20 protein-coding genes are annotated in these 24,639 nt (G+C 46.8%); 7 read left to right on the top strand and 13 right to left on the bottom strand.

The window, feature by feature from the left end:
* Positions 1 to 51: 51 nt before the first annotated feature.
* The 5 genes from barA (at position 52) to recN (ending at position 6,854) form a co-directional block, all read left to right on the top strand.
* Positions 52 to 2,865: a two-component sensor histidine kinase BarA gene (gene barA, locus SSED_RS06600; RefSeq protein ID WP_012141632.1), complete on the top strand. Its 2,814-nt coding sequence runs from the start codon at positions 52 to 54 to the stop codon at positions 2,863 to 2,865.
* On the top strand, positions 2,840 to 3,445 hold the full coding sequence (locus SSED_RS06595; protein WP_012141631.1) for a YjaG family protein: 606 nt from the start codon (positions 2,840 to 2,842) through the stop codon (positions 3,443 to 3,445). The genes barA and SSED_RS06595 overlap by 26 nt, the downstream gene beginning before the upstream one ends.
* A gap of 289 nt (positions 3,446 to 3,734) precedes the next feature.
* Positions 3,735 to 3,986, top strand: coding sequence for a hypothetical protein (locus SSED_RS06590; RefSeq protein WP_012141630.1), 252 nt, complete (start codon positions 3,735 to 3,737; stop codon positions 3,984 to 3,986).
* A gap of 151 nt (positions 3,987 to 4,137) precedes the next feature.
* Positions 4,138 to 5,097 (top strand): AEC family transporter, encoded by a 960-nt coding sequence (locus tag SSED_RS06585; RefSeq protein WP_041421568.1) that lies wholly within the window; start codon positions 4,138 to 4,140, stop codon positions 5,095 to 5,097.
* 95 nt (positions 5,098 to 5,192) lie between these two features.
* Positions 5,193 to 6,854, top strand: a complete 1,662-nt coding sequence (gene recN, locus SSED_RS06580; RefSeq protein ID WP_012141628.1) for a DNA repair protein RecN — start codon at positions 5,193 to 5,195, stop codon at positions 6,852 to 6,854.
* A gap of 120 nt (positions 6,855 to 6,974) precedes the next feature.
* On the opposite strand, the gene SSED_RS06575 is transcribed toward recN, so the two are convergent.
* The 10 genes from SSED_RS06575 to glyA all read right to left on the bottom strand — a co-directional run bounded on the left by SSED_RS06575 (position 6,975) and on the right by glyA (position 16,143).
* A complete protein-coding gene (locus SSED_RS06575) occupies positions 6,975 to 8,183 on the bottom strand; it encodes a class I SAM-dependent methyltransferase (RefSeq protein WP_012141627.1) in 1,209 nt (402 codons plus the stop codon).
* 384 nt (positions 8,184 to 8,567) lie between these two features.
* Positions 8,568 to 9,062 (bottom strand): phosphatidylglycerophosphatase A family protein, encoded by a 495-nt coding sequence (locus tag SSED_RS06570; RefSeq protein WP_012141626.1) that lies wholly within the window; start codon positions 9,060 to 9,062, stop codon positions 8,568 to 8,570.
* Positions 9,062 to 10,021 (bottom strand): thiamine-phosphate kinase, encoded by a 960-nt coding sequence (gene thiL / locus SSED_RS06565; protein WP_012141625.1) that lies wholly within the window; start codon positions 10,019 to 10,021, stop codon positions 9,062 to 9,064. Before thiL ends, SSED_RS06570 begins: the two co-directional genes overlap by 1 nt.
* A gap of 115 nt (positions 10,022 to 10,136) precedes the next feature.
* Positions 10,137 to 10,541 carry a transcription antitermination factor NusB gene (gene nusB / locus SSED_RS06560; RefSeq protein WP_012141624.1) on the bottom strand — a complete coding sequence of 135 codons (405 nt, stop codon included), beginning with the start codon at positions 10,539 to 10,541 and terminating at the stop codon, positions 10,137 to 10,139.
* Between the two features lie 8 nt (positions 10,542 to 10,549).
* Positions 10,550 to 11,032 (bottom strand): 6,7-dimethyl-8-ribityllumazine synthase, encoded by a 483-nt coding sequence (gene ribH, locus SSED_RS06555; RefSeq protein ID WP_012141623.1) that lies wholly within the window; start codon positions 11,030 to 11,032, stop codon positions 10,550 to 10,552.
* A 179-nt stretch (positions 11,033 to 11,211) separates the two neighbouring features.
* Positions 11,212 to 12,315, bottom strand: coding sequence for a bifunctional 3,4-dihydroxy-2-butanone-4-phosphate synthase/GTP cyclohydrolase II (gene ribBA, locus SSED_RS06550; RefSeq protein ID WP_012141622.1), 1,104 nt, complete (start codon positions 12,313 to 12,315; stop codon positions 11,212 to 11,214).
* 109 nt (positions 12,316 to 12,424) lie between these two features.
* Positions 12,425 to 13,087: a riboflavin synthase gene (locus tag SSED_RS06545; protein ID WP_012141621.1), complete on the bottom strand. Its 663-nt coding sequence runs from the start codon at positions 13,085 to 13,087 to the stop codon at positions 12,425 to 12,427.
* A gap of 4 nt (positions 13,088 to 13,091) precedes the next feature.
* The gene (gene ribD, locus SSED_RS06540; protein WP_012141620.1) at positions 13,092 to 14,216 is read right to left on the bottom strand and encodes a bifunctional diaminohydroxyphosphoribosylaminopyrimidine deaminase/5-amino-6-(5-phosphoribosylamino)uracil reductase RibD; all 1,125 of its coding nucleotides are present in this window, start codon (positions 14,214 to 14,216) and stop codon (positions 13,092 to 13,094) included.
* A 65-nt stretch (positions 14,217 to 14,281) separates the two neighbouring features.
* On the bottom strand, positions 14,282 to 14,731 hold the full coding sequence (nrdR, locus tag SSED_RS06535; protein ID WP_012141619.1) for a transcriptional regulator NrdR: 450 nt from the start codon (positions 14,729 to 14,731) through the stop codon (positions 14,282 to 14,284).
* Positions 14,732 to 14,886: 155 nt separating this feature from the next.
* Entirely contained in the window at positions 14,887 to 16,143 is a 1,257-nt protein-coding gene (gene glyA / locus SSED_RS06530) for a serine hydroxymethyltransferase (RefSeq protein ID WP_012141618.1), read from the bottom strand.
* Between the two features lie 512 nt (positions 16,144 to 16,655).
* On the opposite strand from glyA, the gene ettA reads away from it, so the two are divergent.
* Together ettA and SSED_RS06520 are read left to right on the top strand one after the other, a co-directional pair.
* The gene (ettA, locus tag SSED_RS06525) at positions 16,656 to 18,323 is read left to right on the top strand and encodes an energy-dependent translational throttle protein EttA (protein WP_012141617.1); all 1,668 of its coding nucleotides are present in this window, start codon (positions 16,656 to 16,658) and stop codon (positions 18,321 to 18,323) included.
* A gap of 303 nt (positions 18,324 to 18,626) precedes the next feature.
* Complete coding sequence (locus SSED_RS06520; RefSeq protein WP_012141616.1) at positions 18,627 to 19,724, top strand: metallophosphoesterase; 1,098 nt, start codon at positions 18,627 to 18,629, stop codon at positions 19,722 to 19,724.
* Positions 19,725 to 19,735: 11 nt separating this feature from the next.
* Here the strand turns inward: SSED_RS06520 and SSED_RS06515 are convergent, their stop codons facing one another.
* From SSED_RS06515 to SSED_RS06505, 3 genes are all read right to left on the bottom strand, one after another.
* Complete coding sequence (locus SSED_RS06515) at positions 19,736 to 20,158, bottom strand: MmcQ/YjbR family DNA-binding protein (RefSeq protein ID WP_041422009.1); 423 nt, start codon at positions 20,156 to 20,158, stop codon at positions 19,736 to 19,738.
* A 179-nt stretch (positions 20,159 to 20,337) separates the two neighbouring features.
* Positions 20,338 to 23,445, bottom strand: a complete 3,108-nt coding sequence (locus tag SSED_RS06510) for a multidrug efflux RND transporter permease subunit (protein ID WP_012141614.1) — start codon at positions 23,443 to 23,445, stop codon at positions 20,338 to 20,340.
* Complete coding sequence (locus tag SSED_RS06505; protein ID WP_012141613.1) at positions 23,445 to 24,560, bottom strand: efflux RND transporter periplasmic adaptor subunit; 1,116 nt, start codon at positions 24,558 to 24,560, stop codon at positions 23,445 to 23,447. The genes SSED_RS06510 and SSED_RS06505 overlap by 1 nt, the downstream gene beginning before the upstream one ends.
* Positions 24,561 to 24,639 lie beyond the last annotated feature (79 nt).

The raw sequence follows: 24,639 nt of genomic DNA, 5'->3' as shown, positions 1-24,639 counted from the left end.
CTGGCAGTCTAGTGTAACGTTTGTCAAGAAACTGGTAAATCAGCTAACCTAATGAATAATGCCAAAAACATGACCAAATACAGTCTCCGTTCCTGGGTTCTGGTACTGGCGTTAGCTCCGACAATTCTGGTCGGGATATTACTGGGCAGTTATTTTACCATAAATCGTTTCTATGAACTCGAAGAAACACTCATAGAGCAAGGCGGCAATATTATTGAGCCTTTGGCGATAGCTGCCGAAATAGGACTCGAAAAGAAAGATTTTGAAACCACGAAGAAACTGATCACCGCAGCTCAACTGAATAAATCGTCATTAGTACAATTTATTGCCATTTTCGATACCAACAACCGAGTCATCGTCACCTCTCACCACTATAAAGATCACGAACTCATGCGCTATGATCAGCCCTTGAGTAGCTTAATGCGAACCGAACTCGAGCAAGTGGGTGATAGCCTCATTTTACGTAGCCCGATTTTCTCATCTGAACATGAACTCAAAGTTAACTCATTCGATGAGCAAGATGCAGAACAGCTTATTGCGACTAAGCTGGGTTATATCGCCGTACTGATTAATAAAGAAAATGCACTGTTGGAACAACACCGAGCCGCCGTTGCCGCATTTATCATCGTATTAATCGGCGTTCAGCTTAACCTGCTATTTACCTTCAGACTGGTAAAAAATGTCACCCAGCCGATCACCGAGATGGTGAGGGTTGTCGCGAAAATTCGTGAAGGTAAACTCGATACCAGAGTGGATGGCAATCTGATCGGAGAACTGGATCTGCTTAAGCGTGGTATCAATGCCATGGCAGGTTCCCTGTCCGACTACCACGACGAAATGCAGCAAAATATCGATCAGGCCACCTCAGATCTACGAGAAACGCTCGAGCAAATTGAGATCCAAAACGTCGAACTCGACCTGGCGAAAAAGCGAGCTCTGGAAGCCAGCAGAATCAAGTCAGAGTTTCTGGCTAACATGTCCCATGAACTCAGAACCCCACTCAATGGCGTTATCGGCTTCGCTAAACAGCTACTAAAAACGCCGTTACACTCCAGCCAGCAGGACTACATCAATACCATAGAAAAGAGTGCAACGACTCTTCTGGGTATCATCAACGATATTCTCGACTTCTCCAAACTAGAAGCGGGCAAGATGGTGCTGGAAAACATGCCATTTGCGCTCAGAGAAATGCTCGATGATACCATCACGCTTCTGTCAAACAGCGCACGCGAAAAAGATATCGAGCTTGTTGTCGATATCGAGTCTGACGTCCCCGAAGACCTATCCGGCGATGCAATGCGAATAAGCCAGATAATGACGAACTTGGTCGGAAATGCCATCAAGTTTACCGATCAAGGTAGCGTGCACCTCAAGCTGCAATTAACCGAATCCAATAATGAACAGGTTCATTTACGATGTGAAGTCACCGACACCGGAATTGGTATTGATGATAGCCAGAAAGAGGTGCTGTTTCAGGCGTTTGGGCAGGCAGACTCCTCTATCTCTCGTCGTTTTGGTGGAACGGGTTTGGGATTAATCATTACTAAGCGTCTGGTCAATAGAATGGGCGGACAGATAGGGTGTATCTCTAAGCTCGATAAAGGCTCAACATTTTGGTTCACTCTTCCTCTGCAGACCAGTCAATATCCTATAGGACAAATATTGCCCTTAGATAAATTGCAAGGCAAGAGCGTACTCCTGCTAGAGCCGAGAGAGTTATCGAATAATACACTCAATAGGCTCGTTAACCACTGGGAAATGAAAGTGACTAACGCCCACTCTTTCGAGCAATTAGGCAACGTCTTCAATCAAAAAACGAGTACTTTTGATTACGCATTAATCAGCTGTAAAGGGCTAAAAGCAAGTGGGAATATTTCATCTCAACTGAAAGAGATAAAAGCACATTGCCAATATCTGGTCCTACTATGCAGCAGTAATGAAGCCATAACCCATAATTTATTGCCTTTTGTCGATAAGGTGCTCCCTGCGCCAATTGGCGAAAAAGCATTAGCCAAAATCCTCATCGATCCTCAACCCGATACAGATAGTGCCTCTTTATTGGAAGACTTAGGCATACCGGAACCCATTGAAAGGCAACCTTTACGGGTACTGGCCGTCGATGATAACCCTGCAAACTTAAAGCTTATCGACACCCTACTTAAAGAGCTAGTCAATCAAGTTACCGTGATTGATAGTGGCCAAGGGGCTGTGAGTATCGCCCAGGAGCGTAGCTTCGACTTAATATTTATGGATATTCAAATGCCGGGTACCGACGGTATTAGTGCCACCAAGCTTATCCGTCAGGATTCATTAAACCGGAATACGCCCATTATTGCTGTCACAGCCCATGCCATCGCCGAGGAGCGTGAGCGAATTCAACAAAGTGGTATGGATGGTTATTTACCTAAACCTATCGATGAAGCGGCCTTAAAAAGCGTGATAAGTCGCTGGAAGACCAGACCTAAGTTCACCCACTTCGATCAATTCACACTCAATTGGGAGCTATGTCTAACCCAAGCAAGCCATAAGCAGGATTTAGCCCTCGACATGCTGAAAATGCTATTAGATTCTCTTCCTGAAACGACTCAACAGATAGAGAGTGCGCTTGAGCAGTTCGATGATAAGCAGATGCTGACTACCGTACATAAATTACATGGCGCTAGTTGTTATTGTGGCATTCCAACCACACAGAAGCTATGCCAGGAGATTGAGTCAACATTAAAGCAAGGCACAAGTGTAACCGATGTCGAACCTGAAATACTTGAGTTACTTGACGAGCTAACTAAGGTAGAATCGGCTGCAAATCAAGTAATATCCCAGTTATCAACGGACATAATCGATGACAATCAAACCAGGCTTCTTTAAGCGCGTAAAAGCATTAGATTTCCAACAGAAAAAAGTATTTGCTGTTGCCTTATGCCAACGCATGCTTCCCAATTATCAGTTGTTTTCTCAAGTTTGTGAATTTGGCGATCCTCAGATTTTAGACACTGTCTTAAACTTGCTATGGCAATCTTGCTATGATCAAAAACTCAAACTGAACATCGATATCTACCTGGAAAGATTAGAGCTTAACACGCCAGATGCTGCAGACTTCGATGTCTACGGAGTCTATCCGGCTATGGATGCTTCTACAGCACTCATCTCACTTCTCAGTGCAATTCAGGGGAAAGTCGAAGAGGATATTGTCAATATCAGTAAGCTTTCGTCGAGCACAGTAGCAAACTATATTGAAGCGATTTCTGATGTAGAGATGGACGAAGAAGCTTTCGATGACTACATTTTTAATCATGAAGTCATGGTCGAAGAGAAGACTCTTCAGGACTCTCTACTGCAACTTATCGAAGACAGCCCAAAATTGGATGCGGGGTTTATCAAGGCATTACGTAAGGAGATCATCGAGGCAGGCGTGTCGAATATCGGCATAGCAACACCGGAAGTTTAGCCTTCACTTAATACCAATTGCATCAAGTACCTGACCATTCAGCGAGAAATCAAAGCTCTTTAGGCAAGTAGGATGATTGAAGCTAATAGTTATTCTATATCGAAAGCATCCAGTGCAGCATAAAGGGCTTTGAAGCTCGCACTACGTGAGACCCTCAGGCTTCCCACTTCTGCTTTGCATTGACTTAAAAGGGAATAACCATTTTCTCTCATCAATGTGCCTTGAATTGAAAATCCTGAGGGGCTCTGAATTGGTTAATTATTTAATGCAATTGGTATAATATATAACTATGCGTAAACTGATTTATGAAGGTCATGTTCTAACAAACCCTGAGGGATTGACAGATACCTGGAAGCTCACCATTGGGACGCAGAGCCGTATAGGCTCTCTGTTTGAATTAAGAAGGCAAGTAAGCTTCTATCAAGAGCTTGGCGTACTTCCTCCTCTAAGAGTGAGTTTGTTAGCAGCAAAATCAGCTAAGAATGATAGCGGAAAAAAGATAGGCAAGCCCGTATCAACCAAAAGAGGCAAGTCGAATTAATCTTGATTCGGCTTATCTTCTACTGAGTCCCCTTTCCGTTCAGATACACCTTTAACAGCCAAAGTAATAACGAATTAAGACCTTAGGGGAATACCAAACTCCTCATATTTTATGGTATTTGTAGCACTTAATCGTTTCAGAGATGCTATTGATGTCGCCAATCTTGACCCCACTATTTTCAGTCCTCGGGATTATGTTATTAGGTTCACTGACCCAAAGGCTCAGAGTATTGCCGAGCGATACCGATCAGGTGCTAAACCAATATGTCTATTACATAGCCTTCCCGGCTATAATGCTGTTCGCATTGGCGCAGACCCCCATAGAGGAGATCCTTCAATGGGGATTCATTGCCGGTTACAGTATCGCGATGCTGCTGACATACTTGTTGGTTGCCGTTCTCTCCCTTCTCACCAATAAGAATCGTTCTGATATCGCCGCAGTGCGGGCATTAAACACCACCTTCGGCAACACCGCATTTATTGGCATTCCACTGCTTTCAATGATGTTTCCAGGTCAACAAAGTGCGTTCGCGGCGGCAGCAATCGCGAGTTTATTGTCGGTTGTGGTATTTGCAATTGTACTGGTGACACTTGAGCTGTACCAGGGCGGAAAAAAGCAATCTCCACTATTAACTATTGCCCAATCCCTACTACAGAACCCAATCGTCATTGGCAGTGGCATAGGCGTTCTTCTTTCTGCGTTACAGATACAGATGTTCGATGCCATATCGATGATGGTAAAACAGATTGGTATGAGCTCCAGCCCATGTGCACTTTTTGCTATAGGTATGGTGCTGGCAAAAGCTCGAGCAACCAATCAGCACCAGCACACCAACAAAATAAACCAACTTATGGAATTAAGCTGGATTAACCTCTGCAAACTAATCATTCAGCCCTTTCTCGCCTATATTTTATTATCAGCCTTCTCCATCAAAGGAGATTACCTGATCATGGGCGTTATTTTAGCTTCACTCCCCACAGCGGCCAGTGTCTACCTGCTGGCGCAAAGGTATCAAGTCAAAGCGCAGATCAGCGCTATGGCGATTGTGTTGGGGACCTTATTCAGCATTTTGACGCTACCTATCATCGAAACATTACTTAAAGCTCACTGACGGACTTAGTCGGGTAATATTCACACAAGGCTTTACTGTATATAAAATCAGTATATACTGTTTAAAAACACAGTACATTTAAAAAGGATGTCGCTATGCTTTGCCAACTCAGTATCAATAACTTTGCCATCGTCCGCTTTCTGGAGCTTGATTTCAAACCTGGAATGACGAGTATCACAGGCGAAACGGGTGCGGGTAAGTCGATAGCAATTGATGCTTTAGGACTCTGTCTGGGTAATCGAGCCGATACCAATACGCTCAGGCCTGGGGCGACTAAGGCTGAGTTTAGTGCCAGGTTTTCTCTGGGTGATGTGCCACTGGCGAAGCGATGGCTTGAAGATAATGACCTTGAGTTGGGTGATGAATGTATCCTGAGGCGCACTATCGGCGGTGACGGCCGCTCCAGAGCTTACATTAATGGTAACCCTGTGCCATTAGCCCAAATTAAAAACCTTGGACAGCTCTTAATCGGGATCCACGGCCAGCATGCTCACCATGCAATGCTAAAAAGTGAACACCAACTGACCCTACTCGACAGCTACGCCAACCATAGGCTATTGCTGGAGTCTGTATCGAGCAGTTTCCAACGGAGTAAGCTTATCGAAAAAGAACTTAAGATACTTCAACAATCACAGCATGAACGCATAGCCAGAAAACAACTGCTTCAGTATCAGGTTGAAGAGCTGAACGAGTTTGCCCTATCCGACGGAGAGTTTGAACAGATAGAGGCAGAGCATAAGAGACTGGCAAATGGTACTGCGCTGATTGAAGCATGTCGTAATGAACTCTTTATCCTGCAAGACAATGACCAAGGCAGTGTAGAGTCACTCATCAACGCCGGAATAGGTCAGGCTCAGGAACTAGAAAGCTATGATCCACAGCTAAATAGTGTGGTTAACATGCTAAACGAGGCACTCATTCAAGTTCAAGAGAGCAGTAGCGAACTGGAACGTTATCTTGAAGGATTGGAACTCGACCCGGAGCACTTTTCCTACCTCGAGCAACGACTTTCGAAAGTCATGCTCCTGTCTCGAAAACATCAAGTGACTCCCACTGATCTCTATGCACACCACCAGACTCTGGTCGGCGAGCTTACATCACTCGATTCTGACGAGGAAGCACTCACTTCACTGCAGGAGCAGGTTGATGCGAGTCGGGCAAACTTCATCGCTCATGCAAAAAAACTCAGCCTGAGCCGCATCCGTTATGCCAAAGAGCTTGATAAGAAAGTCACTCAATCTATTCACGAATTGAGTATGCCCAAAGGAAAGTTCTGTATCTCGGTAAACTTCAATGAATCTCATATCTCCCCTAACGGCTGTGACAATATAGAGTTTCTGGTTACCACTAACCCGGGGCAACCACTACAACCCATATCTAAAGTCGCTTCGGGTGGTGAATTGTCACGTATCGGTTTAGGTATTCAGGTGATCACCGCCAAGAAGGTCTCCACGCCGACACTGATATTCGACGAAGTCGATGTAGGGATATCGGGCTCGACCGCAGCGGTCGTAGGTAAAATGCTTCGTAGCTTAGGTGAATCGACTCAGGTTCTGTGTGTAACTCACCTGCCTCAAGTGGCTGGTAAGGGCCATCAACATATGTTCGTCAATAAGCAGAGCAGAGCCGGGAAAACAGAAACCTCTATGGTGCCATTAGATAAGACACAGCGCATCGAGGAGTTGGCTCGGTTACTGGGTGGCGATGTTATCACCAGCAACACACTAGCCAATGCGAAAGAGCTTTTACACTCCTAGTGCCCAAATAATTGAGCGATCTTATTAATTCAATAATATACAAAGTAGACATAAGCTGCTCAAGTTAAGGAAGGTAGACATTTCTGTCGACCTTCCTCTAATACAGACTGGTATAAATATTTAAGGGATAAAAATAATCTCTTTCTCAAGTAATTCGTAAATCACCCCAATAGCCGAGTTTTTATCTGCACCATTCTGACCTAGTACATTAATCATCTCACCACCGGTGAAACAGGTGGTTTGTTCGGTAAGCAGTAGCATGACTTGAGCCAGAGTCGGATCCGTTACCGTTTGACTTTTCCTGTTTCTCACCTTAAAGCTGACGCCCTCAATTCGTTGGGAATGATCTAAGTTCCGCTTTTCTACAGAAAATGAGGCTTCCGGATTCACGGCAAATTGACTCGATTCAATCTCATCTATTGTAACCACCGGTGCCGCATAATTATCGGCTTTACATATGATGAACTCCAACTTGGGCATTTCGAACAACCTTTCAATCACCCTATACTGCTCAGTCAGACTCAACTCCTTTAACCTGGCTAACAGTTGAGGATCTTTAAAACGTTTATCCACAGACCAGGCATCGGGGTCGGTCCAACGAATAAACTTCATTCCAGCATTATCTATAAACTGCCATAACGAGGTTATATCATAACTAATCTCGTTTACATTCAAGCAGGTATCGACAAACTCGACATCAGGGTTTCTGTAGGTGCCTTGCCAATAATTACCCTTAAAAATGCTAGTATCAGCCACCTCAGTCAATGCTCTAGCCAGTGGTAAGCGGCTCTCTATGGCATCTTCATTAGAAGAGAGGATATCTATCCCTTCAATGAGTCTATATAGGGCTTGTCGTCCATAACTGCCATAGAGCATTAAAGAGATCACACCATGGGGAGCAAGAATTGAAGTCAGGTTATTGAGGCCCATTTGAGGATCGGCTAAGTGATGCAATACTCCCGAAGAGTAGATGACATCGAAACCACCTGGAGGTACTTCCACCCCCTCTAAGGTCATAAGATCGGCTTGCACGAAGTTAATATTGGTGAGCCCACGAGCCTGAGCATTGGCTCGTGCTTCGGCTAAACCAACACTGTTGATGTCGATAGCGGTAAACATCACATTGGGTTGAAGCGAAGCGGCGCCAAGGACACCAGGACCACGCCCACATCCTGCATCTAAAACCTGAAGAGGCCTGTCCGTCCCTCTTTTCTTTGCGACATAGCTCAAGAGTAATCTGATATCAAATCCCGCCCTAATGGTCGGGTCGCCTGACGGGTAGGGATATTGCTCATACATATTCTTTACTTTGCTGGTCGTTTGATCCACGGGCCATCTCCATATTAGCTACAATCGATAATCTGGTGCGCGCGAAGAACAAGAAGCTAATTTAAATAAGCTCAACTTCATCGCACTCACTAAATAGTCTGAACTCGGATTAAATAGAGTAGAGTTAACAAGTTAATGCTACCCAATCTAAGTTATTTTCACAGTGTTGGCAAAAAATTGGCTACATAAATATCTATAGATGTTAAGGAAGTGTGCAATGGAGTCTAAAATTCTGTTATCTGAGACAGAAACTGGAAAGGTAGTAAGCGTGAAAAATGGTGAGCGGAAACAAAGCTAAGTTTACAATCAATTTAGCCCTGAAGATGTCAAAATCAATTATGGCACTCATATCGAGTGCCATAAGTATCGATAATATTGAAGTCGTTACCCCAAATAGTAGGCTAGCCCCTGCAGGCAAGCAAGAGCGAAGCCCCCCGCAAGTACATCATCTATCATGATACCAAAGCCACCTTTTACCTTGGCATCTAACCAACGAATAGGCCAAGGCTTAATGATATCGAAAAAGCGAAACAGGGCGAAACCAACCAGTAACCAAACCCAGCCAGCTGGCGCCGCAATCATAGTGATCAGCAGACCGGCTATCTCATCCCAGACAATTGCGCCATGGTCATGTACGCCCATATCTTTAGCTGCCTTGTCACAGATATAAAAACCGGCAATCACACTCAAAAGTGTTAGCGCCAGATACCAAGGCAAGCTCAAGGGAGCCATGATTAGGTACAAGGGAATGGCAGCCAAGGTGCCAAAAGTCCCGGGAGCCTTAGCTGCCAGGCCAGAACCAAAACCTAAAGCCAAAAAATGAACGGGATTAGCTAGTGAAAGACGAGTTAACGCTTCATCTTTGGAGAATATATTCATCAGGAAAAATGCTCAAAACCTATGTTATTCGGTATAAAACGCTCTCCGTCGCGAATTAATTTTACAGAATCACCCGTAGTGATCTGTCCTACTTGAGTAAACTGGACTCCGGCATTGGCCAAGGCCGTTTCGAGCGCTCCCTTCTGCGCTTCCGGAACACTAAACAGTAACTCGTAATCTTCTCCGCCCATTAAAGCGTAGTTTAATGCTTCATCCTTTGACACGGAGTCTGTCACCGCACTCGATATGGGCAACCGATTAACATCAATCACGGCGCCGACTTGTGAACGTTTAAGCATATGTTTAATGTCAGATGCCAAACCATCGGAAAGATCGATAGCACTCGATGCCAGCCCTCTTAAAGATTGTCCCGCAAGCACGCGCGGCGTCGGGTAATAATGCCGGTTAACCAGATATTCATGGTGCTCAGGATCGACGTGTCGCTTACCACGAATCACATCGAGTCCAAGGGCCGAATCACCAATGGTACCGGTGACGTAGATCCAATCACCATTTTTGGCTCCGCCACGGGTTAACGCTTTTCCCGTAGGAACTTGGCCGTTTATCGTAATAGTAATTGAGCGAGGTCCGCGAGTCGTATCGCCCCCAATTAATGCCACCCCATAATACTCGGCTGCATCGAACAAACCTGAGCTGAACTCTGTCAGCCATTGCTCATTCACATCCGGTAGGGTTAATGCCAGTGTCATCCAGGCAGGTTCTGCGCCCATGGAGGCGAGATCGGAAAGATTGACTGCTAGTGATTTGTACCCCAGAGCCTGAGGTGGAATATCGGGATAAAAGTGGACATTCTCAACCAAGGTATCGCAAGAGATGGCGATAGATTTATTCACAGCAGGCTGAACCAACGCGCAATCATCACCTATGCTTAGCTCTACATCACGGCGAGAGAGAGAACGATTAGTGAAGAAGTTTTCTATTAATTGGAATTCTTTCACGGTAATAGGAACCCGTTAGATATTTGAGATGAGTTTAAGAGAGTCGGCAATATCATTAAAAACGATAAATAGAATGAACAAAAAAAACGGCATCCTGGGATGCCGTTATCTTGTATTACTTACGACCTACAATCTTGTCGAGAATACCGTTTACAAACTTATGGCCATCTTCAGCACCGAACGCTTTAGCTAATTCGATAGCTTCGTTAATTGCAACTTTATAAGGCACATCTTTACGGAATGTAAGCTCATAAGTCGCCAGTCTTAACACGGCTTTCTCAATTGGAGAGACCTCATTATAAGGACGCTCAATGTGAGGGATAATTTGCTCGTCTATTTGAGCCTGTTTTGTCGCTGTTCCCGATAGTAGCTCACGGAAGTAGGCAACATCGATACCATCAATCTTTTGCTCAGTTAGAAATTCATGCTCAACATCAGCAATGTTATTTCCACTTAACTGCCAAGAGTAAATGGCTTGAACGGCTAAACGGCGGGCCTTACGGCGCTCAGAAGGCTTCATTTATATTCCTAATCTTGCAACTGCTGTTCTAGTTCTTGCAGTACATTAACCATTTCAAGCAGGCCAAGTGCAGCTTCGCCACCCTTATTACCCGCTTTAGTACCAGAGCGCTCAATGGCTTGCTCTATGGTATCGGTAGTTAACACACCGAATGAAACAGGAAGATCGAACTCAAGTGCGACTTGAGCTAAACCTTTGTTACACTCACCTGCAACAAAATCAAAATGTGGCGTACCACCACGGATAACTGCACCCAGTGCAATAATCCCATCAAATTTACCGCTGGCAGCAACACGACGCGCTGCAAGTGGTAACTCAACCGCTCCAGGAACACGTACTACTGTGATATTTTCATCAGAGACTTGACCGAAACGTTTAAGCGTATCAACCGCACCTTCAAGTAGGCTCTCAACAAGGAAGCTATTGAAGCGTGAAACTACGATAGCGATCTTGGCGTTTTTCGACTCGATATTACCTTGAACTACGTTCATTTATCTTACCTAAATTAGCTTGTTTACCCAGCACGGGCGCGGAAGAGGCGGTATAATAGCACAGCCCCCAGCGTTGATCCCCATGCAATTCATCAGAATTGTTCAATTATTCTTACTAACGTTTCCACCCGGCACTATTTTTCGCTTAAAAAAACAGTTTAAGGTAGAACGAATCTTCATTACTCGGCGATATAGCCTGTGACTTCTAAACCGAACCCGGAAAGTGAATGATAACGCTTTGGCGAGCTTAATAAACGCATCTTTGTCACACCGACATTAGCAAGGATCTGTGAACCGACCCCGACCTGACGAGAAGTCCCATGCCATTTAGCAGGTGCAACCGCTTGACCGCTATCTTCCAGTTCAAATGTTTTTACTTTCGCCAGGATGTCACTGCTATGTTCTTGATGACCCAGTAACACCAATACACCACCATCATCGGCAATACGTTGCATTGCCTTTTCGAGTGGCCAGCTACGCTGTTGATCGCGTTCTGAATGCAACAGGTCATTGAACGTGTTCTGCAGATGCACTCGTACCAGCACATCCTCTTTGACCTCCCCCTTAATCAGCACGTAATGCAGCTGATTATCTATGGTATCTCTGAAGGTCAACATATCGAACTCACCGAAACGAGTTGGTAACTTACATTGCGCTTCACGCACAACACTGGTCTCTTTGGTATTTCGATATTCAATCAAATCGGCAATGGTACCCATCTTAAGACCATGCTTTTCGGCGAAGATCTCAAGATCGGGACGACGGGCCATAGTGCCATCGTCATTAAGAATTTCAACGATTACCGCCGAAGGTTCAGAGCCTGCCAAACGTGCTAAATCACAACCCGCCTCAGTATGGCCGGCACGAATAAGCACTCCGCCCTCTTGCGCCATCAATGGGAAAATATGACCAGGCTGAACGATATCCGTAGGTTTCGCATCTTTACCTACAGCCGCAAGCACAGTAACGGCTCGATCTTGAGCAGAAATACCCGTCGTAACCCCTTCTGCCGCTTCGATAGAGACGGTAAAGTTAGTTGAAAACTGAGCATTATTGTTCGTTACCATCAAGGGCAAGTTCAACTGCTGACAACGTGATTTAGTTAAGGTCTGACAGATCAAACCACGGCCATAGGTCGCCATAAAGTTAACGGCTTCAGGCGTCACCATGTCGGCAGCCATGATCAAGTCACCTTCGTTTTCTCTATCTTCATCGTCCATCAAGATAACCATTTTACCGAGGCGAATATCTTCGATGATCTCTTCTATACTGTGTAACGACATTGTAAGGCCTTAATTTTTATTGTGACGATTCCCTATTCAGCAATAGAAATAACTGAATAGATATATTCTAGTAATAATTTAATCTTCTATTTACAGGTTTTGCCAGTGTTTAACGCAAAAAACCTGAGCGAGCTAACAGATCCATAGTCACATTGGACTCTGGCACTCCGGCCGTGTCGCTTGAGTAAGTCATTAATCTTTCTAAGTGACGTGCAATAAGATCCACTTCGATGTTTACTGCATCACCCGCCTTCAGACTGACCAGTGTCGTTTCACCTGCGGTGTGAGGCACTATGGTTAATCTAAAGCGATTATCGATCACTTCATTGACTGTAAGACTGACACCGTCAATAGTGATCGAACCTTTATGAGCAATATAGCGTGCTAAGATCGAAGGTGCTGTGAGCCAAAACTCAATAGCCTTACCACGGAACTGTCTGTCATCAACAGAAGCGATGCCGTCTACGTGACCGCTGACCATATGACCACCAAGACGGGTCGTCGGGGTCACCGCTTTTTCCAGATTGACCATAGTGCCGACCTGATACTTGGCAAACCCGGTTAAACTTACGGTTTCAGCCGAAATGTCTGCAACATAACCATCACTCAGACACTCAACGACGGTGAGACAGACTCCGTTGGTTGCAATACTGTCGCCTAAACGAACATCGCCTAAATCGAGTTTACCACTGGCAACGTTCAAGCGAATGTCATCACCTAAACGTTCAATTTTTCTCAGTGTACCGACTGACTCTATGATCCCAGTAAACATGAACTTATGACCTTATTTTTAACGTTAAACGGGTATCTTTACCCAATTTACGCTCATCAATTAACTCGACGGCTGGAATGTCTGCCATCGCTTCATAGCCGGGCAGTGAGATTAAATTACGCCCGGCCGACCCTAATATTTTCATCGCTTGATATAATACCAGCTCATCCCCATGGCCTTGCTCGATAACACTCCCCGCCAAGGTCGCACCGGCTTCGATAAGCACTGAGTTACATGATTGTCCAAGATGCTTAAACAGGAGTGATAAAACGACACGACCGCAATCATCGGCTGGCAACTTGAGATGGGATACATGCTCAGGCCAGGCCGTTTGCTCTTCGAGAGGGTAATCGGTACAGGAGACCAGCAAGATGGGACTATTGACTGAAAAAAGTTTAAACCCCTTGGTTAACCTTGCTCTGCTATCCAGTATGACCCGAAGTGGTTGATGGATCTCACTCGGGGCAAGCTCGTTGGCCAACACGCCCAGCTCACTATGACGCACATTCAGCGATGGGTCATCAATAAGCACAGTCTCGATGCCGGTTACTAAGGCGCAATGCCTGGCCCTTAGGCGCTGAACATCACGTCTGGCTTCACTGCCTGTTATCCACTTGGAGACGCCATTGTTAAGGGCTGTCTTACCATCTAAGCTAGACGCTAACTTCACAGTGATCTTTGGCAGTCCGGACTGCATACGCTTCATAAAGCCCGGATTGATATCGCCGGCCTCGACATTCAACAGGCCAACGTCAACCTGGATACCGGCGTCCGTGAGCATTTTAATCCCGCGTCCGGATACCTGAGGGTTTGGATCTTCTATTGCCACAACCACACGTGCAACACCAGCCTTTATCAAGGCTTCTGCGCATGGAGGAGTGCGGCCATGATGACTGCATGGCTCGAGCGTGACATAGGCGGTAGCGCCCTTAGCATTGTCGCTCGCCATGGCTAATGCATACACTTCGGCATGAGGGCCACCCGCCCTGATATGAAATCCTTCACCAATGACCTGACCTGCTTTAGTCACCACACTGCCAACACAAGGGTTAGGCCTGGTGGTGTATAGCCCTTTACGCGCAAGTTTAATTGCGCGGCTCATCATTTCAATATCTTCTACAGACCACATATTATTCAAACCAGATTTTGTTCAGAGTAAGTAGCTCTTGAAACTATTCACACCTTATATACCATTTATTTCTGCAGTTTAGCGATAGCATCACCGAATTCAGATACATCTTCAAATGCACGATAGACCGAGGCAAACCGAATATAGGCCACCTTGTCCAGATTAACCAGCTGATCCATCATCAGATTACCGATCATCTCCGACTTAACTTCACGCTCGCCAGTTGCACGTAGAGTCGATTTAATTTTAGTCAGCGCCTGCTCAATTTGATCCATCGACACCGGACGTTTTTCAACGGCCCTTAGCATACCGCCTCTGAGCTTCTCTTCATCGAATGGTTGACGGCTGCCATCTTGCTTGACGACTCGCGGCATGACAAGTTCGGCCCCTTCAAATGTGGTAAATCTCTCATGACATTCGGCGCACTCACGGCGACGCCTGACTTGATGACCGTCTGCGACCAAACGTGAATCGATCACTTTTGTATCTGTTGCGCTGCAAAATGGGCAATGCATAGAGCCTCCGAAGAAGTTAAGAATTGGAATGACTGTTTAGAGGATTTACTCTACTCGGCGGTCAGGAGTAGAGATCACTGATGATACGGATCTCCTGACACAAAAATGGCCGCTAAATAGCGGCCATTGAAGTTTACCTGATTTAACCTACAAGGTTAACCGTAAACAGGGAACCTGGCGCACAATTCAAGCACCTGATTCTTAACACGCTCAATCGTGCCTTGATCTGTGATGTCATCAAGTACATCACACATCCAATTAGTCAACTCAACCGACTGCTCCTCTTTGAAGCCACGACGAGTTATTGCCGGAGAGCCGATACGAAGACCCGAAGTCACAAACGGAGAACGCGGATCATTGGGAACTGAGTTCTTATTAACCGTGATATTAGCAAGTCCTAAGGCAGCATCGGCGTCTTTACCTGTGATATCTTTGCTTATCAAATCAAGTAAAAACAGATGGTTGTCTGTACCACCAGAAACGACATCATAGCCACGCTCGATAAACGTCTTAGCCATAGCCTTCGCGTTCACAACGACCTGCTCCTGATAAGCAGTAAACTCCGGCTCGAGTGCTTCTTTAAACGCAACCGCTTTAGCAGCGATAACGTGCATCAAAGGACCGCCCTGACCACCAGGGAAAACGGCTGAGTTCAGCTTTTTATAAATAGCTTCATCATCGCAAGCAGATAGGATCAAACCACCACGGGGACCGGCAAGCGTCTTGTGAGTTGTCGTCGTTACAACGTGAGCGTGCGGGAGTGGATTCGGGTAGATGCCGGCAGCAACCAGGCCTGCAACGTGAGCCATATCAACAAACAGGTAAGCCCCTACTTTGTCGGCGATTTCACGGAACTTGCCCCAGTCGATGATACCTGAGTAAGCACTGAAACCTGCGATGATCATCTTAGGCTTGTGCTCAACGGCAAGACGCTCAACTTCGGCGTAATCAATCTTGCCTGTCGCCTCATCGATCCCGTACTGAACGGCATTATATAGCTTGCCAGAAAAACTCACATGTGAACCATGAGTTAAGTGACCACCGTGAGCTAAGCTCATACCCAATACCGTATCGCCACCTTGAAGCAGTGCCATAAATACAGCTGAGTTAGCCTGAGAACCTGAGTGAGGCTGTACGTTGGCATAGGTAGCACCAAATAGCTCTTTGGCGCGAGAAATTGCGAGTTCTTCTGCAATGTCTACGTGCTCACAACCACCGTAATAACGCTTACCCGGATAACCTTCGGCGTATTTATTGGTTAGCTGAGAACCTTGAGCTTCCAGAACACGTGGACTGGTGTAGTTTTCTGAAGCGATAAGTTCGATGTGCTCTTCCTGACGACGAGTTTCATCTGCAATCGCTTGAAACAGTTGTGGATCAAAGTCCGCGATATTCATATCTTTTTTCAGCATTAAAATCACTCCAGCTGTAAATTCTTATAGTAGGGTTGCGCGGTATTCTACAGCGCAATTGATCACAATCCCAGCATTTAGAACATGAAATTCCTTGCTATTCGTTGTGAGCAGTGCTCACAAACTGACAGAACGGCAACAATTTGCCCATTGAGTGACTGTTTTCTCTGTTTTATTCGAGTTTTCGAAGGAAACTCATTGGCTTGAAGACAATTCAAGAAAACACTTTTTCATTTTCAACCTTAGTTTAACTCTAGATTAACTCCGTCAACCCAGCCCAAAGGTGTTTTTTTGGGTACTTACGGCCCAATACTCTCTCAAACCGGAGAACAATCATCGAACGCTCCATTTTATCGGCTCGGGTTGATTGACATCACACCAGGCAATGATGAGTGGTAAAAATATCGATGACGGTTCGATCTATGAATATCAGATTAAATACCAATTGGTATAAGTTCACTCTCGATTCGAGTAGAATTAGCCCAATTCTTCTATCAGATAAGATGATAAATATGGCTCAGTTTGTTTATAGCATGCTTAGAGTGGGCAAGATTGTTCCCCCCAAGAAGCAGATCCTAAAAGATATCTCATTAAGCTTCTTCCCAGGAGCTAAGATCGGTGTACTCGGTCTGAACGGCTCGGGTAAATCAACCCTGCTTCGCATCATGGCGGGTCTGGATACCGAGATTGAAGGTGAAGCACGCCCGATGCAAGATCTTAAAATCGGTTACCTGCCCCAAGAACCTAAACTCGATCCGACTCAAACGGTTCGTGAAGCGATCGAAGAGGCGGTTTCTGAAGCTAAAAATGCCCTCACCCGACTCGATGAGGTTTACGCGCTATATGCTGAGCCCGATGCAGACTTCGACGCACTTGCTAAAGAGCAGGGACAACTGGAAGCCATTATTCACTCGCAAGATGCCCATAACCTCGACAACGTACTCGAACGCGCGGCTAACGCACTGCGTCTTCCCGATTGGGATGAAAAAATCGAAGTACTGTCGGGTGGTGAACGTCGCCGTGTCGCCATCTGTCGCTTGCTGCTAGAGAAGCCTGATATGTTGCTTCTCGATGAACCTACCAACCACTTAGATGCTGAGTCTGTCGCATGGCTTGAGCGATTCCTGCAGGATTATACCGGCACAGTTGTGGCCATTACCCACGATAGATATTTCCTGGATAATGCAGCCGGTTGGATCTTAGAACTCGACCGCGGTGAAGGCATACCGTGGGAAGGCAATTACTCTTCATGGCTTGAACAGAAAGACGCCCGACTTCAACAGGAGTCGGCAACCCAGAGTGCTCGTCAGAAAACCATTGCCAAAGAGCTTGAATGGGTACGACAGGGTGCTAAGGGTCGTCAATCTAAGGGTAAGGCACGTATGGCTCGTTTCGAAGAGCTTAATACCAACGATTACCAGAAGCGTAATGAAACCAACGAGCTGTTTATTCCACCAGGGCCACGCTTGGGTGACAAGGTGATCGAGGTTAAAAACCTAACCAAGTCTTACGGCGATCGTGTACTCATCGACGACCTGAGCTTCTCGGTTCCTAAAGGCGCTATCGTGGGCATTATCGGCGCAAACGGCGCAGGTAAATCGACGCTGTTTAAGATGATATCCGGTGCAGAGCAACCCGATAGCGGCTCGGTCGAAGTGGGTGAAAGCGTACAGCTTGCCTCTGTCGAGCAGTTCCGTGATTCGATGAATGACAAGAACACGGTATGGCAAGAGATCTCCGAAGGCCAGGACATCATGCGCATCAATAACACAGAGATCCCGAGTCGTGCCTATGTTGGCCGTTTCAACTTCCGTGGTGGCGATCAGCAGAAGATCATCGGCACTCTATCCGGTGGTGAACGTAACCGTGTTCATCTGGCTAAGCTGCTGCAAGCCGGCGGTAACGTCTTACTCCTCGATGAGCCAACCAACGACTTAGACGTTGAAACCTTGCGAGCACTGGAAGAAGCCCTGCTTGAGTTCCCTGGCTGTGCCATGGTCATCTCCCATGACCGTTGGTTCCTCGACCGCATCGCGACTCATATTCTTGATTATCGGGATGAGGGAAAGGTCAGCTTCTATGAAGGTAACTACACCGAGTACTCAACCTGGTTGAAAGATACCTACGGTACCGATGTCGTCGAGCCTCATCGCCTTAAGTACAAGCGAATGAACAAATAGACCCGAGTTAGTAATCGCTCGATACTCGTAACTGAGGTTGAGCATTTAAAAGTTGAGTCCTTAAAAAAAGCGAAAACCTAGGTTTTCGCTTTTTTATGTCTGGAACATTTATGGAGATTTACCAGGGATGGGTATAACTCTTCGTTATCTCTGCTTTAAACAGGTCAGTTTTTATGCGTTTCAATCTGAGACAGGTTTTAACAAGAATGTTAATATCATCAGTCCACCCGAGAGTGGCATTCAACAGTTCTAGAATAAAAAAAGTAAAATAACTAATAATAACTAAAATATAGAGAGCCCTCATTGAAAAAGTTCATCGCCTTACCTTCACTCGCCTTGCTGGCTTTCACTCAATTAACCATAGCCTCTACAACTGCTACCACACCGGCCATAGAAACTTTACCTGTGACCGATGGCCCCTATCTGTTTGAGCAAACAGATAGGGGCGCGCCCAGAACCGCTTACTGGATCTGCTCAGACAAGCTACGCACCACCCAAGTTCAAGGTTTACGGCTCGTGAGTCCCGATAACTGTGGGGCGCTACCGCAGCCTACACTGAACCCGAAGGCCTTTGATGTCTCTACCAATACCTACTCCGATATCAAAAAAGTCGTGGCACTCAGTGATGTCCATGGGCAATACGATATATTGATCACCCTGCTGAGAAACCAGAACATTATCGATAAAGACAACAATTGGGCCTTCGGAGATGGCCATATGGTGATGACGGGAGATATGTTTGACCGAGGCCATCAAGTCAATGAAGTACTCTGGTTTATGTATCAGTTAGACCAACAGGCCATCGAGGCAGGCGGAAAGCTTCACCTCTTGATGGGGAACCATGAGCAGATGGTGATGCGCGGCGATCTTCGTTACGTACATGAACGTTACCAAGTGGCTGCTAAGCTGCTTGAGAGAAGTTACGATGAGCTTTACGACAAGAGCAGTGAGATAGGCCAATGGCTGCGCGCGAAACATACACTGGTCAAAATCAACGACACCCTGTTCTTACACGGCGGGATCAGTGGCGAGTGGCTCGACAGAGGACTGACATTAGATGTCGCCAACGACCTTTACCGCAAAAATATCGATAGATCTAAGCCTGAGCTGAAGCAGGACGATCTGCTCAACTTTCTCTTCTTCGGTAACGGGCCGACCTGGTACAGGGGCTACTTCAAGCCGGGTTATGATGAGGCAGAGCTGGACAAGATACTGAGCTACTTCGATGTCAAACATATCGTCGTCGGTCACACCTCACAAGAGCGTGTACTGGGGCTGTATAACAACAAAGTCATAGCGGTCGACAGCAGTATCAAAGAGGGGCTTTCCGGTGAGCTATTGCTGATGGAGGACAATACCTTGACCCGTGGCCTGTATAACGGGAGTCGCATCGCGTTATAACCCAGCAGCAGCTACAGGTGAATCAGGACAGAGGCCTGCGCTTTTTGGGTCATCTTAGCCACAACCAAGAGAAAAGAATTATCTATCATGCGCTCGATTTCACCTTGTGGGATCGAGCCATCGAGAATGACGGTATTCCATAATGCCTTGTTCATATGATAGCCGGGGATCACCGAAGGGAAGATATCTCTGAGTATCGCCGCCTCATCGGGATCGCATTTCAGGTTCATCCACCAGCTCTGCTGCTCTGAAACAGGCCTTGTCTCAGGATCAGCCTTAGCCTTAGCCTCAGCTTCTTTACCCACCTTACCGATAGAGAGAGTCGCAAACATCTTGCCTTTGACCTTAAAGACATAAACCCCCTCCCCGAATGGGAAATCGAGTTCGGTCTGGGGCTTTGACAGCAGGTAGGTTTTAGCACGTTCAAAATCCATCTCAATCAGTCCATTATCAGCCAAGATGATACGTACGTTATCACTCAATAACTTGCTTTAATATCAATATCTGCCAAAAAGAAAAACCTCAATAACCTCTTATACACTTTCAACTAGAAAGAGAAATGATTACTGAGGTTTTCTTTTAAGTTACTAGAAACTAGAAACTAGAAACTAACTTATTTAATCTCGGCTAATCTCTGAGCATCCAGCGCACTGTTAAGCTTATCTTCGACGAATCCCGGTGAGTGAGTTGCACCCGATATCAGTCGGTACATGGCCGGGATAACCAGCAGGGTCACAAAAGTCGCAAATGCCATGCCGAAGAAGACCACGGTACCCACGGCGATGCGACTCTCCGAACCTGCGCCGGTTGACATAATCAAAGGTACTGCGCCAATTAAGGTGGTAAATGCCGTCATCAAAATAGGACGTAACCTTCGGGCCGATGCGTCGATAATCGCCTGATCCAACTCTATGCCTCTGTCTCTGAGCTGATTGGCAAACTCGACAATCAAGATGCCATTCTTGGTGACCATACCGATCAGCATGATCATGCCTATCTGACTGTAGATATTTAGCCCCTGACCGGTTAGGAATAACCCAAGGAATCCACCGAATACCCCCATAGGCACGGTAAACATCACTACCATAGGGTTAATAAAGCTCTCGAACTGCGCCGCTAACACTAAATATGCCACCAGCAAGGCCAAGCCAAACACCATCAGCACACTGCTCTGATTCTCTTTAAAGTCTTTCGATTCACCGGTATAGCTGACCGAAATGTCGCTGGGTAAAATCTCTATTGCCGTCGCATCGAGGAAGTCCAGCGCCTCACCTAAAGTATAGCCTTCGCCCAGGTTAGCTTTCAGGGTGATAGATTTCTGCTTGTTAGTGTGGCTGAGCTTATGGGCCGAGGCTACCTCTTCGATATGCGTTATCGAGTCTAAGGTGATTAACTCCCCCTTAGCCGAACGCATATAGATCTGGCTGAGATCCGCCATGCTATTGAAACTGTTCTCATCGCCTCTGAGGTAGACATCGTACTCCTCGCCACGCTCAACGAAGGTGGTTTCACTGCGCCCTCCCAGCATCACCTCTAAGGTCTCCGATACCTCCGAGACACTGATCCCAAGCTCGGCCGCACGCTCTCTATCGACACTGACCACCAGCTCTGGTGTGGTTTCGGCATAGTCGAGATCGGCACCTTCCAGCATAGGGCTGTGTATCGCCTCCTCTTGCAGAATTTCGGCCCACTTAAACAGCTCTTTATAGTCGGAGCCGCCAATCACAAATTGCACCGGCTCGCTGGATTGTCCCCTGAAGCCCGGCAACATAGGGCGCACCATCACATCGGGGATCCCCTCAAGTGCCTTAGATACGACTCCCAATGCCTGCTGGGCATTAATGTCTCTCTCTTCCCAGTCTTCGAGCTGCATGATCACAAAGCCAGTCTGATCGCCCGCTCGTCCACCGAAGGCGGGGGCCTGCACGCTGAATGACTTAATCACCCCCTTTCCTAGCAGGGGCATAAGCCTCTGCTCGACGATATCCATATTGGCGGTCATACGGTTATAACTGGTGCCCTCAGCCCCCTTAACGAAGGCGAAGATAACTCCCCTGTCCTCCTGTGGTGCTAACTGAGAAGGCACACTCTGCATCAACAAACCACTGCCGATAATACAGAGCACAATTACCACCGGGGCGACAAAGCGAAAACGCACCGCCTTGGCCACTAACACCCGATAAATACGTTCAAGCTGACTAAAGATCCCTTCGATCCACAGGTTGAAACGATTAGGTTTGACGTTGGCCTTAAGGATCTTGCTCCCCAGCACCGGCGTCAGTGTAAGCGCTACTATCGATGAGAAGATCACCGACATGGCTAACATGACCGAAAACTCGGTAAAGAGGCGTCCCACCATCCCCTCCATAAACGAGATTGGAAGAAACACCATCACCAATACCGCAGTGGTCGCAACGACGGCGAAACCTACTTCACGGGTGCCCTTGTATGCGGCCAGCAGTGGCTCTTCGCCTCTCTCGATATGATGGAAAATATTCTCCACCACCACAATCGCATCATCGACCACCAAGCCGATAGAGAGAATCAAGGCCATCAGGGTCAACAGGTTAATGGAAAAGCCGAAGAAGTTTGCCGCGATAAAAGCGGAGATCAATGAAACCGGCACCGTTACCGCGGGAATAAGCGTCGCACGCGCCTGGCCGATAAAGATATAGAGGACCAATACCACCAAGCCGCCGGTGATAAACAGCGTGTTGTAGACTTCGGTGATTGAACGGTCGATAAATACCGTCGAGTCATAATCGACCACCAATTGAGTCCCCTTTGGCAGGAACTGCTGGATCCGCTCAACCTCTTTATGAGCGGCTTTTGCCACCTCCAAAGGGTTGGCATCGGACTGGGCGATAATCCCCAGACTCAAGTTAGGTACGCCATCACTCTTAAAGGTCGAATTTTCATTTTCAGCTCCGATAAATACCGAGGCCACATCTTTAAGATAAACGGGGGTGCCATCACTGGCCGTACGTACGACTAAATAGTCAAAGTCTTCGGGGTGATAATAGAGGCGTGCGGTTCTCACCGTCATCACAGTCGTGTCATTACGAACCTCACCACCCGGCGTTTCCACATTCTCTTTTTTCAGGCTTGCGATAATATCGGCAGTGGTTACATTACGTCCCGCCATAAGCTCAGGTTTTAACTGAACGTACATCACCTTATATAGCCCACCTGAGATACTCACAGAGCTGACACCTGTGATCAGACTAAATCTGTCTTCCAATACCCGTTGTGCATAATCGGTGAGCTGGGTTCTGTCCATCACAGAGGAGCTTAGGTTGATATAAACCGAAGGCTCTCCGGAGCCATTATCCTTAGAAACAATGGGGTCGTTCGCCTCATCGGGCAGGCGACGTTGAGCGCGGGCTACCGCATCACGAACGTCACTCACACCTTCGGTAAGATCCCAGTCCAGATCGAAGGTGATGGTGATACGCGACATGCCGTTTCGGGTCACTGAGGTGATCTCATCGATACCACTGATACCGGTAAGTTCATCTTCGAGTGCCGTGGTGATCTGACTCTCCATGATGGTCGCCGAAGCCCCTTCATAAGTCGTCATGACCGTGACGACCGGGTTTTCAACGTCGGGCATTTCACGTACGGCTAATTTTGAAAACGATACGGCGCCGAACACACAAAGGAGCAGGCTTAAAACAATTGCGACAACGGGACGCTTAACCGAGATATCCGAAATTAACATTAACCTCTGTCTCCTGCGCGCTCAATTAACTCATTGTCGGCTGAAGCCAGTTGCTCGGTGAGATCGTTGACCTTAAGGCCATCACGCATATTGACCAGTCCCTGAACAACGATACGCTCTCCCACATCTACGCCTTCGGTAATGAGGACTTCATCCTGAATTCTGGCACCGAGTGTCACTTGGGTGCGTTTGGCAAGCTTATCCGCGCCGACAACATACACGAAGCGCTTAGTGCCGGAATACTCGATGGCCTGAACCGGGATAACGGGTTCAGATACAGCAGGGAAACCCAGACTGGCCGACATCAACATGCCAGGCATGAGCTTATGACCTTTGTTGTGGCTTTGATTTCCAAAGCTAACCCTAACTTTTAGGTTCAATGTTTCCTGATTGATACGCGGATCGATAGCCACTAACTCACCGGTAAAGACTTCACCGGGCCAGGCACGGTTCGTCGCCGTTACTGTCATACCTACACTTAACATAGAGAGGTAATTTTCCGCAACCTGAAGGTCGAGTCTCATGGATGACAGGTCATCGAGCGACAACAGCTCACTGCCGGCGGTAACCATCTTCCCTAAGCTGAAATCGAGTAAACCCGCGGTTCCGGAAAACGGCGCTTTAATATAATGAAAATCGAGCTCGGCTTGTGCAGCGGCGAGCCTTGCCTTTGCAATATCGACACTGGCCTTCTGCGCATCAATTTCCGTTTGAGTGATTGCACTTTGGCTTATCAGTTTCTGAAACTCTTTTAGCTTACGCTTTTCATCGAAGAGGTATGCCTTAGCCTCTGCAACACTGGCCTGAGGCTTAGCATCTTCGAGCTGGATCAGCAGTTGCCCAGCCGTTATCTCCTGATTAGCCGTGACCTTAATGGCTTTAATCTTGCCTGCCACCTCGGGAGCGATAAATACCGACCTGTCCGCCTCCAGCTTTCCTATCAGTGCAATTTTTTGAGAAAGCATATGTTGCTCGACTACGCCAGTGACCACTGGAACCACTCTGGGGGCGCGGGTAGATTTATCCCCGGGCTTCTTGGCCTGAGTGAAACTGCTGAATGAAGCAATAACGGCGAACAACAAAATAATAGGGAGCAAGATCAGACTTTTTTTCATCGGGTAATTCTTTTATTGCTGATTAAATTAGTTGCCACTATTTTAAAGAAAAATCAGGCTTTGTAGGGTAAAGCTGTGT

The organism is Shewanella sediminis HAW-EB3 (genome assembly GCF_000018025.1).
Classification (GTDB): Bacteria; Pseudomonadota; Gammaproteobacteria; order Enterobacterales; family Shewanellaceae; genus Shewanella; species Shewanella sediminis.
This window is presented reverse-complemented; position numbering and strand designations above follow the sequence as displayed.

Coding starts and splice junctions, on each gene's coding strand:
- barA (WP_012141632.1), top strand. CDS start 52: ATGAATAATGCCAAAAACATGACCAAATACAGTCTCCGTTCCTGGGTT.
- SSED_RS06595 (WP_012141631.1), top strand. CDS start 2,840: ATGACAATCAAACCAGGCTTCTTTAAGCGCGTAAAAGCATTAGATTTC.
- SSED_RS06590 (WP_012141630.1), top strand. CDS start 3,735: ATGCGTAAACTGATTTATGAAGGTCATGTTCTAACAAACCCTGAGGGA.
- SSED_RS06585 (WP_041421568.1), top strand. CDS start 4,138: ATGTCGCCAATCTTGACCCCACTATTTTCAGTCCTCGGGATTATGTTA.
- recN (WP_012141628.1), top strand. CDS start 5,193: ATGCTTTGCCAACTCAGTATCAATAACTTTGCCATCGTCCGCTTTCTG.
- SSED_RS06570 (WP_012141626.1), bottom strand. CDS start 9,062: ATGAATATATTCTCCAAAGATGAAGCGTTAACTCGTCTTTCACTAGCT.
- nusB (WP_012141624.1), bottom strand. CDS start 10,541: ATGAAGCCTTCTGAGCGCCGTAAGGCCCGCCGTTTAGCCGTTCAAGCC.
- ribH (WP_012141623.1), bottom strand. CDS start 11,032: ATGAACGTAGTTCAAGGTAATATCGAGTCGAAAAACGCCAAGATCGCT.
- ribBA (WP_012141622.1), bottom strand. CDS start 12,315: ATGTCGTTACACAGTATAGAAGAGATCATCGAAGATATTCGCCTCGGT.
- SSED_RS06545 (WP_012141621.1), bottom strand. CDS start 13,087: ATGTTTACTGGGATCATAGAGTCAGTCGGTACACTGAGAAAAATTGAA.
- ribD (WP_012141620.1), bottom strand. CDS start 14,216: ATGTGGTCTGTAGAAGATATTGAAATGATGAGCCGCGCAATTAAACTT.
- nrdR (WP_012141619.1), bottom strand. CDS start 14,731: ATGCATTGCCCATTTTGCAGCGCAACAGATACAAAAGTGATCGATTCA.
- glyA (WP_012141618.1), bottom strand. CDS start 16,143: ATGCTGAAAAAAGATATGAATATCGCGGACTTTGATCCACAACTGTTT.
- ettA (WP_012141617.1), top strand. CDS start 16,656: ATGGCTCAGTTTGTTTATAGCATGCTTAGAGTGGGCAAGATTGTTCCC.
- SSED_RS06515 (WP_041422009.1), bottom strand. CDS start 20,158: ATGGATTTTGAACGTGCTAAAACCTACCTGCTGTCAAAGCCCCAGACC.
- SSED_RS06510 (WP_012141614.1), bottom strand. CDS start 23,445: ATGTTAATTTCGGATATCTCGGTTAAGCGTCCCGTTGTCGCAATTGTT.
- SSED_RS06505 (WP_012141613.1), bottom strand. CDS start 24,560: ATGAAAAAAAGTCTGATCTTGCTCCCTATTATTTTGTTGTTCGCCGTT.